17 protein-coding genes, 1 tRNA gene and 1 pseudogene are annotated in these 17,558 nt (G+C 54.9%); 5 read left to right on the top strand and 14 right to left on the bottom strand.

Features of this window, described 5'->3' with window-relative positions; genetic code table 11:
• The first annotated feature begins 45 nt into the window (after window positions 1-45).
• Window positions 46-1,476, top strand: a complete 1,431-nt coding sequence (locus RX972_RS12820) for a M48 family metalloprotease (protein ID WP_316875830.1) — start codon at window positions 46-48, stop codon at window positions 1,474-1,476.
• A 110-nt stretch (window positions 1,477-1,586) separates the two neighbouring features.
• On the opposite strand, the pseudogene nadA reads toward RX972_RS12820, so the two are convergent.
• The 8 genes and pseudogenes from nadA to RX972_RS12780 form a co-directional block, all read right to left on the bottom strand.
• A pseudogene (gene nadA / locus RX972_RS12815) lies at window positions 1,587-2,645 on the bottom strand (quinolinate synthase NadA).
• Window positions 2,646-2,928: 283 nt separating this feature from the next.
• Window positions 2,929-3,606 (bottom strand): RraA family protein, encoded by a 678-nt coding sequence (locus RX972_RS12810; protein WP_316875827.1) that lies wholly within the window; start codon window positions 3,604-3,606, stop codon window positions 2,929-2,931.
• A 188-nt stretch (window positions 3,607-3,794) separates the two neighbouring features.
• On the bottom strand, window positions 3,795-4,832 hold the full coding sequence (locus RX972_RS12805) for an amidohydrolase family protein (RefSeq protein ID WP_316875825.1): 1,038 nt from the start codon (window positions 4,830-4,832) through the stop codon (window positions 3,795-3,797).
• Window positions 4,832-5,560: an amino acid ABC transporter ATP-binding protein gene (locus RX972_RS12800; protein WP_099269081.1), complete on the bottom strand. Its 729-nt coding sequence runs from the start codon at window positions 5,558-5,560 to the stop codon at window positions 4,832-4,834. Before RX972_RS12800 ends, RX972_RS12805 begins: the two co-directional genes overlap by 1 nt.
• Entirely contained in the window at window positions 5,557-6,303 is a 747-nt protein-coding gene (locus tag RX972_RS12795; protein WP_316875821.1) for an amino acid ABC transporter permease, read from the bottom strand. The genes RX972_RS12800 and RX972_RS12795 overlap by 4 nt, the downstream gene beginning before the upstream one ends.
• Window positions 6,304-6,305: 2 nt before the next feature.
• Window positions 6,306-7,007 carry an amino acid ABC transporter permease gene (locus RX972_RS12790; RefSeq protein WP_206361720.1) on the bottom strand — a complete coding sequence of 234 codons (702 nt, stop codon included), beginning with the start codon at window positions 7,005-7,007 and terminating at the stop codon, window positions 6,306-6,308.
• A 40-nt stretch (window positions 7,008-7,047) separates the two neighbouring features.
• Window positions 7,048-7,854 (bottom strand): ABC transporter substrate-binding protein, encoded by an 807-nt coding sequence (locus RX972_RS12785; protein ID WP_206361721.1) that lies wholly within the window; start codon window positions 7,852-7,854, stop codon window positions 7,048-7,050.
• A gap of 87 nt (window positions 7,855-7,941) precedes the next feature.
• Window positions 7,942-9,147, bottom strand: a complete 1,206-nt coding sequence (locus tag RX972_RS12780; RefSeq protein ID WP_316875817.1) for an aminotransferase class I/II-fold pyridoxal phosphate-dependent enzyme — start codon at window positions 9,145-9,147, stop codon at window positions 7,942-7,944.
• 132 nt (window positions 9,148-9,279) lie between these two features.
• On the opposite strand from RX972_RS12780, the gene RX972_RS12775 reads away from it, so the two are divergent.
• Together RX972_RS12775 and RX972_RS12770 are read left to right on the top strand one after the other, a co-directional pair.
• Window positions 9,280-10,179 carry a LysR family transcriptional regulator gene (locus RX972_RS12775; RefSeq protein WP_122707721.1) on the top strand — a complete coding sequence of 300 codons (900 nt, stop codon included), beginning with the start codon at window positions 9,280-9,282 and terminating at the stop codon, window positions 10,177-10,179.
• Between the two features lie 70 nt (window positions 10,180-10,249).
• Entirely contained in the window at window positions 10,250-10,840 is a 591-nt protein-coding gene (locus RX972_RS12770) for a biliverdin-producing heme oxygenase (RefSeq protein WP_316875815.1), read from the top strand.
• Here RX972_RS12770 and RX972_RS12765 read toward each other — a convergent pair.
• From RX972_RS12765 to RX972_RS12745, 5 genes are all read right to left on the bottom strand, one after another.
• Window positions 10,837-11,604 carry a lipopolysaccharide biosynthesis protein gene (locus RX972_RS12765; RefSeq protein ID WP_316875813.1) on the bottom strand — a complete coding sequence of 256 codons (768 nt, stop codon included), beginning with the start codon at window positions 11,602-11,604 and terminating at the stop codon, window positions 10,837-10,839. The genes RX972_RS12770 and RX972_RS12765 overlap by 4 nt on opposite strands.
• A 228-nt stretch (window positions 11,605-11,832) precedes the next feature.
• Complete coding sequence (locus RX972_RS12760) at window positions 11,833-12,936, bottom strand: ankyrin repeat domain-containing protein (RefSeq protein ID WP_316875811.1); 1,104 nt, start codon at window positions 12,934-12,936, stop codon at window positions 11,833-11,835.
• Between the two features lie 60 nt (window positions 12,937-12,996).
• A complete protein-coding gene (gene tri1 / locus RX972_RS12755; protein WP_316875809.1) occupies window positions 12,997-14,106 on the bottom strand; it encodes an ADP-ribosylarginine hydrolase Tri1 in 1,110 nt (369 codons plus the stop codon).
• 129 nt (window positions 14,107-14,235) lie between these two features.
• Complete coding sequence (locus RX972_RS12750) at window positions 14,236-15,237, bottom strand: T6SS immunity protein Tli4 family protein (RefSeq protein WP_316875807.1); 1,002 nt, start codon at window positions 15,235-15,237, stop codon at window positions 14,236-14,238.
• Between the two features lie 66 nt (window positions 15,238-15,303).
• Window positions 15,304-15,783, bottom strand: coding sequence for a hypothetical protein (locus RX972_RS12745; RefSeq protein WP_257153433.1), 480 nt, complete (start codon window positions 15,781-15,783; stop codon window positions 15,304-15,306).
• A 362-nt stretch (window positions 15,784-16,145) separates the two neighbouring features.
• Here RX972_RS12745 and RX972_RS12740 point away from each other — a divergent pair, with 362 nt between their 5' ends.
• Entirely contained in the window at window positions 16,146-16,568 is a 423-nt protein-coding gene (locus RX972_RS12740) for a hypothetical protein (RefSeq protein ID WP_231675585.1), read from the top strand.
• Between the two features lie 68 nt (window positions 16,569-16,636).
• Window positions 16,637-17,248, top strand: coding sequence for an Imm5 family immunity protein (locus tag RX972_RS12735; protein WP_316875803.1), 612 nt, complete (start codon window positions 16,637-16,639; stop codon window positions 17,246-17,248).
• 195 nt (window positions 17,249-17,443) lie between these two features.
• Here RX972_RS12735 and RX972_RS12730 read toward each other — a convergent pair.
• Window positions 17,444-17,519, bottom strand: a tRNA-Lys gene (locus RX972_RS12730).
• Window positions 17,520-17,558: the final 39 nt, after the last annotated feature.

The following is a 17,558-nucleotide window of genomic DNA, read 5'->3' as shown; positions in this document are numbered from 1 at the left end:
ATGGAGACAGCTACAGTAGAGGTTCTCCAACTCAGAGCTCCATGGATGAATTTTCTGCGCCCCACCCTGTTGACGCTCGCATGCCTGCTGTCTGTTCCTGCGCATGCCGATGACTTGCCATCCCTTGGCGATGCCAGTTCCGCGATTGTTTCGCCGGAGCAGGAACACCAACTGGGCCGTGCCTGGCTTGGACTGCTGCGAGCCCAGGTCGCGCAACTTTCGGACCCGCAACTCAAGGACTTCGTCGAGACCTCGGTCTATAGCCTGGCGGAAACCAGTCAGGTGCAGGACCGACGCCTTGAGTTCATTCTGATCAACAGCCCGCAACTCAACGCCTTTGCCGCACCCGGCGGGATTATCGGCGTCAACGGCGGGTTGTTCCTCAATGCTCAAACTGAGGGCGAATACGCTTCAGTACTGGCCCACGAACTGGCTCACTTGTCGCAACGCCACTTTGCCCGGGGTGTTGAAGCCCAACAGCGCATGCAGGTGCCTGTGTTGGCAGCGATGCTGGCAGGTATCGTCATGGCGGCTGCCGGGGCCGGGGATGCGGGCATTGCCGCCATCGCAGGTTCACAGGCTGCGGCTATCCAGGAACAGCGGCGCTTCTCGCGTCAGAATGAACAGGAAGCTGACCGGATCGGCATTCTCAATCTGGAAAAAGCCGGGTACGACCCGCGCAACATGCCGACCATGTTTGAACGTTTGATGCGTCAGTATCGCTTCGATGCCAAGCCACCCGAATTTCTCCTGACTCACCCGGTAACAGAATCGCGGATCGCGGATACCCGTAACCGCGCCGAGCAAGCCAAGCCGGGGGGCAAGGAAGACAGCGTGCGCTATCAGTTGATGCGCGCTCGTGTAGCGTTGATCTACGAAGAAACTCCAGGCATCGCGGCCAAGCGTTTCCGCGCGCAGCTGACCGAGAATCCTAAATCCGAACCTGCACGCTACGGTCTCGCTATCGCGCTGATCAAAGGCGGGCAACTCAATGAAGCCCGGGAAACCCTCAAGCCGTTGCTCGACAAGTCGCCGAACGACATCACTTACAACCTGACGCAGATCGATCTGGACATCACTAACAACCGACTGAACGACGCGCAACAGCGGGTTGAGCGGATGCTGACTCAGTACCCCGAGAACTATCCGTTGAATCAGGTGCGAGTTGATGTGCTGCTCAAACAGAATCGTACCGCCGAAGCGGAAAAGTCCCTGAACGGGCTGCTGAAGAGTCGTCCTGATGATCCGGACATCTGGTATCTGGTCGCCGAAACCCGCGGTTTGAATGGCAACACCATCGGCCTGCATCAGGCTCGTGCCGAGTACTTCGCGCTGGTGGGTGATTTCAGGCAGGCCATCCAGCAGCTGGACTTCGCCAAACGTCGGGCGAACAACAACTTCCAGCTGGCTTCACGCATTGATGCGCGGCAGAAGGAATTGGCGGATCAGGAGCGGATGGTCAAGGACATGATGTAACACCTATCCCCTGTAGGAGCCAACTTGTTGGCGAGGCGATATATCTGATTAAACAGGCCCAATGCCTCGCCAACAAGTTGGCTCCTACAGGGGATAGGTGCTATCAGCTATCAAGCATTCCCCGCCTGCCTCATCCGCGCGGCCTGGGTGAAGTCCAGCATACGCTGCAACGGCCTGACCGCATGGGGAATCACGGCAGGATCGACGAAGATCTCGTTGCTCCCCTCTCGCAAGCACTGCAAGGTACGCTCAAGAGTATTCATCGCCATCCACGGGCAGTGCGCGCAACTGCGGCAGGCAGCGCCGTTACCGGCAGTCGGCGCTTCGATGAAGATCTTGTCCGGGCACAGCTGCTGCATCTTGTAAAATATGCCCCGATCAGTGGCCACGATGAACATCTTGTTCGGCAGCGTCTGTGCGGCCTTGATCATCTGGCTGGTGGAACCCACGGCGTCAGCCAGATCAATCACTGACTCGGGCGATTATGGGTGAACCAGAATCGCCGCCTCCGGATACAGCGCCTTCATGTCTTCGAGCTGCTTGGACTTGAACTCTTCGTGAACGATGCAAGCGCCGTCCCAGAGCAGCATGTCAGCACCGGTCTCGCGCTGGATGTAACGCCCCAGATGCTTGTCCGGAGCCCAGATGATTTTCTCGCCGTTGTCCATCAGGCTTTCGACGACTTCAAGCGCGCAACCGGACGTCACCACCCAGTCCGCACGGGCTTTGACCGCTGCCGAGGTATTGGCGTAAACCACCACCGTACGCTCCGGATGCTGATCACAGAACGCCGTGAACTCATCCACCGGGCAGCCCAGATCCAGCGAACAGGTCGCCTCAAGCGTCGGCATCAGCACGCGTTTTTCAGGGTTGAGGATCTTGGCAGTCTCGCCCATGAACCGCACGCCAGCGACAAGCACGGTCTTCGCTGAATGGTTATTGCTGAACCGGGCCATTTCCAGCGAATCGGATACGCAGCCGCCGGTTTCTTCCGCCAAAGCCTGAATGACCGGATCGCAGTAGTAATGCGCCACCAGCACAGCGTCCTGGGCCTTGAGCTCGGCCGCAATCGCAGCACGGTAGTGAGCCTGCTCTTCAATGCTCAGCTCTTTGGGCTGTTTGGCATCGAGATGGGCCTGGACCAACAGGCGTTCGGAAATTTGCGTCATGTTCGCTGGACCTGCAAGCGCTCTGATAGCGCACAAGGCGAGTTTACCCCCGAAAAGCAGACACAAAAAAAGCTGGACGTCCTCATCTTCACGGGCCTTCCAGCTTTATAAATTATGTCGACCCAGGGTCGTGGTTCGGTCCTGAGGCCAATCGGTCACGTCCGATTGGCTCAAGCCGCAGAAGGCGCGCGGATTTTAGCCAGCCTCCTACGGATTTACCATCTGTTTCAGCCACCTTTGATAGCGGGTCATTTCCCGTCAATTGACCATGGTTGCGCAACGCTTATTCCGGCAATACGCAGCCTTTCTGTTTCAGGCTATTGATAACCCAACTCCGATCGCTGTTGCCTTCAGCAATATCCAGAAGTTGCTGAGTTTCAGCCGCATGTTTGGCGCTGGCTTTGTTTAGAACACTGTCAACTTCATCAAACGGAATGCTTAACAGGCCGTCATCGTCGCCGACAATCATGTCGCCCGGTTCGATCACCATACCGTTGATTGCAATCGAAACATTGATCTCCCCGGGACCATCTTTATAAGGACCACGGTGAGTAATACCTGCGGCAAATACCGGGAAGTCGCCTGCAGCAATACTCGCCGCATCACGGATGGCGCCATTGATGACAATACCGCCCAAGCGCTTCTTGATGGCGTAAGCGACCATCAATTCGCCGATAATTGCATTGGTCAGATCACCGCCGGCATCCACCACAATCACATCGCCCGGCTGAGCGATGTCCAGGGCGTAATGCACCATCAGGTTATCGCCGGGGCGGGATTTAACCGTCAACGCAGGACCGGCGAGCACACCCGAACGGTGCATGGGCCGCAAAGTCACGCCCCCGGCGGTCATGCGGTTCATTGAATCACTGACGTTGGCCACGGGCACCTGACGATAACCTTCGACTTGTTCAGCACTGACCTGACGGGCACGCTTTAATACTCTGAAACCACTGGACATGATGCAGCCTCGCAATAATTGACTGAGCAAAACCAACTGCCCTGCCCTGTCATGAGTTAAATAAACATTCAAAATCAAACAACAGAAAACGGCATGAAGCTTTCTTCAAGGCGAACGACACCGCGCCCCGAAGACCGGACAGACTAAAACTCTAAATAACAGCCTTGGCTATTAACGTGCCGCAGGCACTAATCAGCAATCATCAAGTTATAGGTACACGCGGCGGTCCGACTAAACAGAAAGCGCTTCTCTTCAGCCGTGAAGTTGGCCGTTATCTTCTTGAAGGCATTCCACATGACGCCATAGGAATACATCCCCTTATCAACCGGAAAGTTGCTTTCAAACATGCAACGCTCGAAACCGAAAGCATCAATACAATGCAGGATGTACGGCCGCCACAATGCGGCGAGCGTGTCCGAATCAGGAGGCAACTCGCGAGCGTGCAGATCGAAGCCACCGACGTTCATGCCCAACCCACCCAGCTTGATCCGCACATTCGGGCAATAAGCCAACTGGCAAATCAGCCGCGACCACTCGGCGAAAACCTCATCCCGGCGGCCAGCATAAGGTCCGACGCCAACAGGTCCGCCCACGTGATTCAGCACGATCATCTGGTTCGGGAACGACCTGGCCAGATCCAGCACCTCTTCAAGCTGGGTGTGATAACTCCAGACATCCAGCGTCAGTTCGTAGTCTTTGAGGCAGCTCACGCCCTTGCGGAAATGGGTGTCCATGAGGATGCCCGACGTTGGCGGTTTGGGATTGGAGACCACCTGCGGATCGGCGTGCCAGGCCGTTACATTGCGAATGCCCTGCAACCTTGGCCCGGCCCGCTCAAGCATCTCTTCCAGTACCGGCACCACAGCCTGCCCCATACGCAAATCCGCACCGGCCACAATCGCGCCGCAAATCCGCGCCGGGCCGTAAAGCCCACTGGCACTGAGCGCCGCGATACCGTTGGCGAACTCCACCTCGCCCACACACTGGAATGCCTCGGGCCGATCCATGTTGAACATCGAGCGGCATTGCACATACACCGACGCCACGATCCGATGACCGCTATCGATGTCGTCGAGATAGTCATCCAGCAGGTAATGGTTTTCCGGGCGATCCCACAGATGGTGATGTGCATCGACAATCGCCAACTGCGGATCGATCGCAGGCTCATCCACCCGCGCCAGCCAGTCCTTGCGAACCGGCAGGTGCGGCGATGCTGACGGTTTCATCAGTGGGCTCGAATGTCAGAGATGAACTTGGCCGCACGCGGGTGTTTCGGCGCCGTAAAGAAATCTTCCGGCGCAGCGCGTTCCAGTACCTGCCCTGCGTCCATGAACCAGATCCGGTCAGCCACTTCCCGGGCAAAGCCCATTTCATGGGTCACGCAAATCATGGTCATCCCTTCGGACGCGAGGTCTTTCATGACCTGCAGAACCTCACCGACCATTTCCGGATCGAGCGCGCTGGTCGGCTCATCGAACAACATCACCGGCGGCTCCATGGCCAAGGCCCGTGCAATCGCCACCCGTTGCTGTTGACCACCGGACAACTGCAGCGGCATCGCGTCGGCCTTGTGCGCCAACCCGACCTTGGCCAGCAGGTCACGAGCAGTTTTCGCGGCATCGGTCTTGTTGCGATTAAGCACCGTGATGGGCCCGATCATCACGTTATCCAGCACGCTCATGTGCGGGAACAGATTGAAGCTCTGGAAGACGAAACCCACCCGGCTGCGCAAGGCATTGAGGTTCTTTTTCGAGGCATGAACGTCCTCGCCGGAAATCAGAATGCTGCCGTCCTGAATCTCTTCCAGGCGGTTCACCGTACGAATCAAGGTGGATTTACCCGACCCCGACGGCCCACACACGACAACCACCTCACCGGCCGATACTTGCTCGGTGATATCGCTCAGTGCGCGATATTCGCCGTACCACTTGTTCACGTTCTTGAATTCGATCATTTCGGTTGCCCCACCAGAACTGGATTTTCTTCGACGCTGTCATCTTGGGCGCGGGCAGAACCCAGTCGCTTACGGTTGATGGTGTCTTCCAGCCACTTGGCGAGACGACTCAGCGAGAAGCACAACACAAAGTAGAAACCGGCCAGCAGCGCATAGACCTCGAACGGCTGGGTCAATAGCTGGTTGTTGATCTGATAGGCAGCGAAGGTGACTTCCTGCGTACCAATCAGATAGGCCAGTGAGGTGTTTTTGGTGATCATGATGAATTGGTTGAGGATGCTCGGCAGCATGTTGAACAGTGCCTGCGGCAACACGATCTTGCGCATGCACTGGCCGTAGCTCATGCCAATCGCACGGGCGGCTTCAACCTGGCCTTTGGGCACCGCGTTGATCCCGGCCCTTACCACTTCACCCAGATAAGCCCCCTCGTACACCACCAGTGCCACCAGCATGGTGACGAAGCCGGAGATGTTGATGCCGGTAATCAGCGGCACCGCGAAATAGCACCAGAAGATCAGCAGCAGCAGCGGGATCGCCCGCACGACATAGGTGTAACCCATGGCCACGTTGCGAATCGGTGCAATGGATGACGTACGCGCCAGGCCCATCATGACTGCCAGCGGGAACGAAATAATCAGCGCGAGCAACGCGATGATGATGGTCAGCGCCAGACCTCCCAGCGGACCCTGTGGATACTGGCCGACCAGCAGCAGAATCCCGTAATCGTGAAGAATCTCGAGCATGGTTACCTCGCCATCCGCAGATCGATGCGTCGCTGCCAGACGGCACCCAGAATCATGATCGTCCAGGAGCCGATCAGGTAGAACAGACTTGCCACGGCAAAGGTCTGGAAGGTCATGTAGGTTTCGCCTTCGATTTGCCGCGTGATGTACATCATTTCTGCGGTACCGATGGCCATGGCCAGTGCGGTGGTCTTGAACAGCGAAAGCGCCTGGTTGACCAACGACGGAGCCGACGCGCGCATGGCCTGGGGAATCAGAACCTTGCGCAGGGTCTGCACGTAATTGATCCCCAGTGCACGGGCCGCTTCGGTCTGGCCGTTGGGCAACGAACGGAAGCCGCTGCGCAGGTCTTCGGAAACATAAGCGGCGCTGTTCAGGGTCAGAGCGATGATGGCGAAGATCACTTCGCCGCCGTGGCCGTTGATCCAGTCCTGAGCGGCCATCGGCAGCAGTTGCGGGATGCCGAAGTACCACACGAACAACTGCACGAGGCTAGGCACGTTGCGGTGGTATTCAACGAAGACTGCCACCACGAAATCGCCGACCCGCCCGGGGATCAGCCGGATGCCCATCAACAGGCAAGCCAGCACGAATGCCAGCACCGCCGAAATGAAGAACAACTGCAGCGTTACCCCCGCACCGCCCAGAAACGCTTGCAGGTAGTCCCCCTGAAGCAGGGAACCGAAGCCATTGAAAATTGACACATGCACCTCGATCGGGCCGCGTGAAGCGGCCCGCTTTCAATCACTGGAAATCAGATAGCGCGGTGAGTTTCTTCTCACGTACCAGCTTGTATTCAGTCTGATCGCCGTACCAGTGATCCCACAGTGCTTGCAGCTCGCCGCTGGCTTCCATGTCCACCAATGCCTGATTGATAGCGTTGGTCAGTGCAGTTTCGCCTTTTTTGACACCTACGCAGTTGGGCTCGAAGTGCAGCGCCTGATCAAGAAAGCGCATGTTCTGGCTGCGGGTATGAAAGCGAATCGACGCAGGCTCGGTCATGGCCATGCCTTGCACCTTGCCTTGTTGCAGAGCAAGAAACGCTGAAGGTGCGTCTTCAAAACCTACGACTTTAGCGTCGGTGATCTGCTGGCGTGCATACAGTTCAGGCGTGGAACTCTTGATAGCACTGACGCGCTTGTCGGCCAGGTCGGCGAAGGTCTTGATACCGCTGTCGCCTTTGACCAGCACCTTGATCGGCACCTGATAGTAAGCCGAAGAAAAATCGATCTGCTCGGCACGCTCCTTGGTGTAACCCAGAGCAGCGGCCACCACGTCGGCGCGACCGGAAATCAGCGTTGGAATCCGCGCACTGACGGCAACACCTTGCAGCTCCGCCTTGACACCCAAGTGCTTGGCGAGCGCCTTGCAAAGGTCAACATCCAGCCCGACGATTTCCCGGGTGGTCGGGTCCTGGTAGCCCAGGGGCACGCTGTCAGTCAATGTCGCGCAGCGCAGTGTTCCGCGGTCCTTGACGTCCTGCAGGCCGTCAGCCATTACCGTGGTTGCTGCCATCAACCCCATCAAAGTAAGCAAAACCTTTTTCATCATGATCGGTATCTCTTCAAGAATGAGGGCAGAAATAAAAGCGGATCTTTTTTTAGTTTTTTAGAAAACAGTTTTTGCTCAAGACTTTCCTCAACTCAATTCCTGGCATGCCTCCTTCACCCGCCGGCAACCTTCGGTAATGATCTCGGTGGACGTGGCGAACGACAGACGCAAATAAGGTGAAAGCCCATAAGCTGCGCCATCCAGAACCGCCACGTTGGCGCTTTCGAGCAAATAGTTGCGTACGTCCAGATCCGAGTGCAGCACCACACCGTCCGGCGTGCGCTTGCCAATCAGGCCACCGCAGTTAGGGTACGCATAAAACGCCCCTTCAATGTCCAGGCACTTGAGGCCCGGCACGTCATTCAACAATTCGATGATCAGATTGCGACGTTCACCAAACACGCGCGCCGCCTCCTCCACGAAACTACCACCCTCTTCCAGCGCTGCCACTGCGGCAGCCTGACTCACCGCCGATGCGCCACCGATGCTTTGCGACATCAGCTTGTCCATCGCTTTGATCAGCAGCAGCGGACCACCCGCATAACCAATACGCCAGCCAGTCATGGCGTAGGCCTTGGAAACACCGTTGATCACCAGGGTGCGTTCCTTGAGTTCCGGGGCCTGCACAGCCGGTGCGGGCAACGTGGCACCGGCGTAATTGAAATACTCGTAAATTTCGTCGGTCATCAGCCAAACGTGAGGATGACGCACCAGCACATCGGCGATGGCCTGCATTTCGGCTTCGCTGTAAATCGCACCGCTAGGATTGTTCGGCGAGTTGAGCACCAGCCATTTGGTCTTAGGCGTGATCGCGGCTTCAAGCTGTTCAGGCTTGAGCTTGAAACCCTGAGAGTCCGAGCATTCGAGGATGACCGGCACACCACCATTGAGCTTGACGATGTCCGGATAACTGACCCAGTAAGGCGCGGGGATGATCACCTCATCACCATCATCCACAGTGCAAGTGAACGCGGTGTAGATGAGTTGCTTGGCCCCCGAACCCACGACGATCTCGGCCAGTGAGTAATCCAGACCGTTGTCTCGCTTGAACTTGCGCTGCACGGCGGTCTTCAGTTGCTTGGTGCCGGTGGTCGCGGTGTAGCGAGTCTGCCCTGCCAGAGCCGCAGTACGCGCCGCTTCAATAATCGAGGTCGGGGTCACGAAATCCGGCTCGCCTACGCAGAAGTCGAGAATCTTCTTGCCAGCAGCCTCCAGCTCCATGACCCGCGCTTTCGCGGCAACACTGGCAGACGATGCGAAACGGTTCAATTTGTTCGAAAGCGGGTACGACATTGTGAGTGACCTGTGGGTTTAGGCTCGGTTGCTCTGAAGACTACTGATTGCCAAAACGAACAAAAAGCGATTTTTAGTTGGCTTTATTCATCGCTTAAAGGCATCTTTCGAGGAAAGAATCAGGACTTGAAGATGATTACCATCAAGCAGATTGAAGCGATTTTCTGGGTCGCCCGGCTGGGTAGCTTCGACTCGGCAGCCGATCACCTGAACACCACGCAGTCAGCCATTTCCAAGCGCATTCAGGATCTGGAAACGCGCTACGGGCAACCGCTGTTTGACCGTTCACGACGCAGTGCGCAACTCACGCCCATGGGTGAAGAACTGGTGGCTCTGGCTTCAAGTCTTTTGAATCAGCGGGACGCGATGCTGCAGCGACTGGAGAGCCCGGAGAACCTGCAACGCAAGCTGCGTCTGGGAGTTACAGAGCTGACCGCGCTGACCTGGTTGCCGGATCTGGTCAATGGCATTCGCAGCGCTTATCCGCTGGTGGAGATCATTCCGGAAGTGGACCTGAGCCCGGTGCTTTACGAGCGCCTGGCGAGCAACTCCATCGATCTGATCATTGTTCCGGACATCTTTCAGGACAATCGCTTCTCCGCTGAGATTCTCGACTCGGTGGAAAACGCCTGGATGTGTACACCGGCGCTGGCGGGTGAACAGACGAGTATGACGCTGGAAGAACTGGCGTCGCGCACGCTGATCATTCAGGGCGCGCTGTCTGGCATGGGAATGGCCTATGGGCAGTGGTTCAAGATGAAAGGCATCGACATCGTCAAGTCCATTACCTGTAATAACCTGCTGGCGCAGATCGGCCTGGCAGTGTCCGGGCTGGCAACTGCATGCCTGCCGCTACACTGTCTGGGTCACGTGCTGGATCGCAAACAGTTACAGCGCCTGGATGTCACGCCAGCGTTGCCGCAGATTTCTTACAAAGCCATGCACCGCAGTACTGAAGATGACCGGTTCATGGCCGACATTCTGGGTATCACGCGCAACGCATGCGACTTCACCAAGTTCATTATTCACTGACATGCGCGCCTGAGCGGCAGCAAACCCCGGCATCTGGTAACGTGTCGCGGCTCCCAAAGGACTTTCATCAATGCTCGCAGATTCACCCATAACGCCAGATCTTCCGCTCAGTAAACGCCTAAAAGCGGGGAGCGCCCGCGACCACGACAGCGTCGACACGCTGGTCATGCAGTCCCGCCCGTTCGCGGACAATCAGCGCTACGGTTGTTTCCTGCGCCTTCAGCACCGCTTTCACGGCGCAATTCATGGGCTGTATCACGATGCCGAGCTGAACCAGTTACTGCCCGGCCTGCGTGAGCTGCCGCGTTTTGATGCCGTTCGTGCGGACATGAAAGATATAGGTCTGCCAACACCGATAGCGCCCACGTCAGTCAAACCACACTCGATCCATGCAGCGCTGGGCTGGCTGTATTGCGCTGAGGGGTCAAACCTGGGGGCGGCATTCCTCTTCAAGGAAACCCAGCAGATGGGCTTCGGCGCCGAACATGGCGCACGTCACCTTGCTGCCCACCCCGATGGTCGCGCCCTGCACTGGCGCGAGTTTGTGACGTTACTTGACGGGCTGAAACTGGATGAGTCGCAGAAAGCCCAGGCTATCCAGGGTGCAATTGACGCTTTCGATTTCTATCGAAGCGCTCTGCGAGAATGCTTCCATAGCTAAATGTCGATAAGCCGATCAAGCTCATTCAGATCTACTTTCGGTATGACATCAGCAGGGATTCTCGAGACGTCCGAGAGGTTGAACACTTGAAAGCGTTCGCCGATGACCTTCTCGGAAACCACCGAGAACGACGGCAAAATCCTCGTATGAAAATGCTGATCCAACCCACAAGGAGAGCGCTTGCAGCCTGCCGTTTCATAAAAACGCCGGGCTGACTGATTCAGGTCAACCCCTACCATCACCGCAGTCTTGAAACCGCAATGGTAGGCAATTTGCAGAGCCAGGTATGCGACAGTGCGCGCATCGAAAAAACCTCGCTTGAGGTTTTTACTGAACCCGATCCGACGCTTGCGGCGGTGGCTCAGCAAGCTTCCGCTTCGCACCAGTTCATCTTCCGCCCCCACCAACTCAGCCCATGAGAGCTTGGGCGCTTTACGCAAAAGAAACGCTTTCCCCTCTGGCACTATGGAATGCCCCTCAAGGGTTTCCTCCCAAAGCGCAACCCGCTCACTAAGCGCCATTGCCTGAGAAAATAATGCGGGTTGCTGGCAGGCGAAATCCTTATCAGTGCATGCGTAAAAAAACGGTCTGACTCCGGCATCGATGAATTTGGAGATAGCACCGTTCATGGTGATCATCGGTATGTGTGCGAAGTCCTCAAGGTGAAAATCCTTGGCAGACGGACCTGACGCAACAATAAAAACCGTGCCTTGACGAATATCTCGACATTCATCCCAGTCACGTACATCCGGACTAACATTCATTTCACGACATCCAACATCAAAATCTTCTCTGGATCGCCCCCGAAAACGACAGGTCACGCGAGGGTCCTGGAGGGACAGTACGCCCAATGTAACAAATCGCGCGTCATAAGGTTTCAAAAAAGGTCTGATGATCGCGCGACCCTCATGGTCGCTCAGACAAGGAAGATGCCCTTTGGGTTCTGTCCTCATCATGAACTGATCCGGGCTTTACCAGGGCAACGCCTGAGTTTATCGGCCATAGGAAGTCGTGCTCAACAGCTCTGGCAGCGGGTTGGCAATGACCCAGCATACGGCCAGTTCACAGAGGCGATCGGTGTGCCCGGCAGTATCATTACCGCTTTTAAGTGCGGCAGCGAGCGTGCGGGCTTCGGCCAGCTCCAGCTCACTTAACGGCACGGCACTGCCTAAATACTCTACAAGCGCGTTCAGCATTTTTTTGAAATCGGCGTCCCAGTTCGCCGAGCCATTGTCGTTGATCTCAATCGAGATACGACCACTGATGCGGATGGCTTCACCTTGCACCGTCGTTGCTGCTCCAGAGGATGGCACCAGCATTTCCCACAATTGCTGATGCTGGGCAGGCCAGTCATCTGCTGTCACGACTATCGCAGCCTGACCGTCATGGATGTTACGCGCGGCAACTGGAGTGACATTGAAAAGGCGATAAAGAGAGGCAAGAGCTGCATCAGTTTCCGCCAGGTAATCAGGGTTGAAGTCAGCCCGGTGAAATTCGAATTCACGACCGATACGCTCAACTTCGGATTGCATAGCGTCCTCGACTTGCGCACCGGCTTCCAACAGGATCTCAGCGATTTTGGCAGTAGGCCGAATGTCGCCATTGGACGTCGTGAGCAGTGCGAGGTGCAACATGCTGTATCCCTGTCGCCGGGTTCTCACCTCCGTATTGGCGCCTCGACGAATCAGAGCAGCGATTGAGTCGGCCTTGTGACTCTCTACTGCCACCTGCAGCGGTGTATCGCCTTTAGAGTCCTGAGCCTCGATATCAGCCCCCAGATCCAGCAGCAGATCGACACCTCCTATCCAGCTCGAACTACGGTGGTGCAAAGCCGTTCGCTGATACAGGTCACGGGCATCAACGTTTGCGCCCTGCTCCACCAGCCACCGGACCAGATCATCGGGGCAATTATAAAACCCAAGCGCGGTGTTTTTACTGTAGCCACCGGTGGCTTCGAGCTCGCACACATCGAACACTGCTATCAACTCGGCAAGCGGAGCATCCTTCAGCAACTGATCGAAATCCTTCGGAAGTGTCTTTCTTTTACGCTTACCCATAAAGGCAGTCATCATCCTGATAAAGAGGTTTTTCATCATCGAACCACGAGTTTTTGGTAACAGCTACTTCCACCGGATGTCGGTCATACACGAGGTATATCAATCGCGGATGGGCTCTTCCAAAGGATCATGCTGCGGCGCACGCTCGAACAGTTGCTGAGCCAGACCCTGAATATGCTCTGACCATGCGACGTTCCTGACCCACTCCTCCGGCATACCCGACACGCCATACAGAGCGCCAGCAATTTGTCCGGCAGTGGCGGCTACGCTGTCGGCATCATCAGCCAGATTGGCGGCCAATAGAATAGCGTCTTTGAAGTTGTCGGTATTCCACACTGCCCACAGTGCTGCTTCCAGTGTATCGATGACGTAGCCTGAGGAACGTATCTGGTCCCTGGTTTTTTCTTTGTATTCGCCTGCATTGATGATCAAGGCTCTTGGCCGTAAGGGCCGAATCATGGGAGACAGGGTTTCTTCTTTGTCTGCGCCATTGAGGGCCAGATGCAGCTGCGCGCCGAGCAGATGACAACACGCGACGGCCTCCAGCGCCCTATGCGTACAGTAACTTTGGGCCGCACTGTCACGCCACGTAGCCGAGAGCGTATGTCGATGAAATATCGCAGTGGGGGCCAGGCGAATTATCGAGCCGTTACCCGCGGTGGATGGCGCGTCATTTCCATGCCATAAGCCGCCATTTTTCAGCCTCTCTTCGATCGCAGTTCGAGTGACATTGCCGATATCAAAACACTTGCCGTTATGACTGTTTTCGCCGCTTAGATACCAGCGGCCTAGTCGGTCCGCGTAATCAATAAGGTCGAAACTGCCTTTCGCAAGATAAGTGTCTGCCAGGCAGAGCGCCATGCTGGTGTCATCGGTCCACTCTCCCGGATTAAGCCTGAAGGGACCGCCACCCACCATGTCATGCACATGGCTACGATCACGAGGCAAAAATTCGAGTGTTGTGCCCACGGCGTCGCCTATTGCCAGTCCAAGCAAGCAGCCTTTTGCACGATCCAGCGCCTCTGCTTCGGTCAAGGTGCACTTGCGCGAGGCAATCCATTCGGGCTTCACCACGGGCAACCTTGGGGCGTCAGACGTCAACATGTAATCCATGCGCTGAATCAGCTGTGGAGAAGGCAGGGGGAGCAGGGAATCATAGCGCTCAGCGTATTCTTCGAGAACTTCGTCAGGGCTTCTTAAATCAATCACGGAATTTCCCTATAGCATTTCGACCCAAGGATGAGCCGAAAAAAAAGGATATCTTTCCCCTTGGTTCCTCGGGCAGTCAAGCTGAAGTAATGAACGCTGTGTATGGCGCAGGCACTACGCGATGCGAAATCAAGGCAGTGCTTTCAAGCTACCTACCAGTTTGTCCCAAAACGCTAGCGCCTCCTCATCGGTTTTGAAGTCACTCCCGACCTCATGTGTACCTAATCTCAAATCTATAAACGGACGAGTATTCGATTTCAGCTGGCCCTCGTATTCGAGTTGAAACGTGTAAAAACGCTTTCCATCGATTGACGTTACAACAGCAACCTCCTCTGCTTCAATGTCACCCACCCTGCGCGTTTTTTTCCTGAGTATTTTTGTTTTATTCAATAACCCGGCAACGCCTGAAACAACGCCGCCGCTTTCTTCCTCGAAGCGCTTTATTAATGTGTCATCATGCTCAACTATCCGTTGAGTGAGTAGACTGACAAACGTGCCCGGGTGCGTTGATACTTGTGCGCCCATGTAAACACCTTCCAGAGATTGAGCTGCCCCCAGGGTGGTATACCCTTCTTCTAAAGCAAAAGCCCCTTGGGGTGGAGCGTCTTGGGGTGGAGCGTCTTGGGGACGTCTGGAAAACAGGGATTCACTTATCAGGCGGGTTTTATTGATGGCGCCGTCTATTCCTTTGGCAGAAATCGATTTCACCAGCATGCTGTACAGGGCGTTCTGGGACGTAAGAAGATAAGCATGAAAGGTATAGAGCTTATCCAGTCTCGAAAGTATTAAAACGCTGCCATTACTTAAGGGTATCGTTTTTTCATACCTGCTTGATGTACCGTGTGCAACTCCCTTTTTTAGCTCTTCAATTTTTTGGTCGACGATCGAGTTCAGGTCGGACTTTCCATTCCTGCTAATGAGCTCGACCTTCTCGTTGTAGAGCTTGTAATCGGCGGCAATTTCAGACCCTGCTGGGATATCCAGTTGAAATCTGCCAAAGTAATGAGTGGTCCACGGGGCGTTGATGGCTTTATTTCCATCTGTAGGTAGCGCTGAAGAGAGCTGTGGATAAAAGGCAGAGAGTATCATGACGCACCATAATGCTTTTTTAAATATCAGAAAACTCTTCATGTTTGCCCTTGGCCTGTATTTTTTCCTGGAGTTATTTTGAAACGACCTACGAATAAGCCTCAGCCTCTAGATGACAACCCATTTATTTTTCGCAAACCCAACGGGCCAATGTCCTTTATAATAAATCTCTACGATTTGCTTCCAATGATCGCCATGACCGTAATAACGCTCAGACACATACTGGCGAAAAGCAAAACAAATTCCATTTCTAGCAGCGGCACTAAAATCATGTGACCCACACAAGAACAACTCTTTCTCCACTTTTCTTGTGGCCGCCATCACAGACTTATTGATTTCCATTCTAAGTCCAGTCAACTCTTTGGGCGGCTTGGGTAGCTTATAAAACGGATCATCTTGAGAGGGAGAGGTGGGGAGCCACTCAACTTCCTCGTAGCACCCTTGAAATTCTAGCTCCGAGGGTTCAACAAATACCTTGCGCACGCTCTCGATACAGATAATACGCTCCTCTCCAGAGAGCAAAACGCCCATGTTGGAAAAAAACCGACTTCTTCCTATCCTTTCAAGTTCCACATCAATGTTCATCATTATAATTTCATATCAGTATTTGTAGACTTCCTGAACCGGATACCGGACTGTCCTATGCCCCCAATGCCGCATCTCAGCCAGGCAGCACGCCTCAACAACTGTAAAGACAAAATGCAGATTGTGCATCCTGTGTACGCCGTAATGGACCGACCTACTGATGCTGCGCGCTCACCTGCCCGATTGGCTCAAGCGACGTAGCCATGCAAACCCATCCGCAGCAGTGACCAGGGCACAGGACAGCTTACTGAATTGCTCAGCTGACAATCGAGCCATGAGCTGGAACAGATTTGGGTATGCTTGCCCGAGAGAGGCATCAAGATGAGTATGTGCTGAAAAAAGCCAACTATTGAGCAGAAACACTTATGAATTATTACCACGTAGAGCCCGAAGTTGCCGGTAGCCTGGGAGACCGGACGGTTATGGATACCGGGATCTGGCCGCCAAAGGTCAGTCAACTCGAGTATCAATTTGAAGGCTGGCTGGGTGACGAGTTACTGGAGACGTTCCCGTGTTTTATCTGTACCTGCACCTTGGCGGAGGCTTTATCGGCGGACGAATTTTCAGGCGTGTCATTTGAGTCCGTCATCATTTCAAAATCAGAAAACTTTCTGGAGCTTTACCCAGACAAAACCTTACCTGATTTTTACTGGTTACAAGTAAATGGGGTCGCTGGAGTCGACGACTTTGGCGTGGCCGAAAGCAATGGATTAGTCGTTTCTGAGACGGCGATGACTACTCTGAAAAACTTCAACATCAACCATGCTGAGATCAACGTATTTCGTTAGGTCATGCGTCCGAGAACTTTGCGCATCGTTCAATACGAAAATACTGCCCATCCGACCATCAGGCTCAAATGAAAAAAGAACACGAAGCGTTCATCACAAAGCTCATGACTGAAGTTGAAAATTCGCCCAAGGGTGAGCTAGCACGCTCTCTGCGAACTCGGCTCTGGGCGATGATCACTGAAAACAGGAACCCCAACGACCAAAAGCTGATACTGACAAAGCTCAATACCGCCTGCGTGCAACACGGCATGGGATTCTGGACCGAGAAGTTTGGCGATGCTCAACGCATCGAACACGTTCTGACAGCGGCACTTCAGGCTGCCAGTGGCGCTTTTGATCACGCTGATGCAATTGCCGTACGTGACGATTTTTATGTGTCGGTGGTCGAGAATGAAGAGTATGAAGCCGATGAGTACCCTGCAATGTTCGTCGGGCACGCTGCTGCCAACACAATCGTCACGGCAGTCGCTGACGTCCAATTCGACGCTGGCGACGACCAACGCGATCAAGACCTGGATCCTGAAGCGTTTGAGTCTGATTATTTAGTCGCATCGGCGTTTGCGGGAGGGTTGGGGTTCGCGAGCAGCCTGTCCGACGATGGCGACCCGGAATTGCGGCGTGCTTTCTGGAAGTGGTATCTGACTGTTGCCGTGGCGCAGGTGCTCTCTGACTTGCCCTAGGCTCTGTACGTACAGTGGCTGTGCTCGGTGATGCTGCGCCGAAGCAAAGCCATGCTTCGCGGTAGACAGCTGCTTGTATGAGCGACTGAACACCTTGAAAAAGCTAGACCTTCAGCCAGGCCGATCGTACGGGCAAAAAAAAACCTGAAAATCCTCACTTGCGTGGGCCTTCCAGGTTTTCAAACTGCTAAAAAATGGTGGGTCGTGTGGGATTCGAACCTACGACCAATTGGTTAAAAGCCAACTGCTCTACCAACTGAGCTAACGACCCTCTGTTGCGTGGCGCGTATATTACTGATTTATATGAGTA

The organism is Pseudomonas syringae group sp. J309-1, assembly GCF_032582135.1.
GTDB lineage: Bacteria > Pseudomonadota > Gammaproteobacteria > Pseudomonadales > Pseudomonadaceae > Aquipseudomonas > Aquipseudomonas quasicaspiana.
This window is presented reverse-complemented; position numbering and strand designations above follow the sequence as displayed.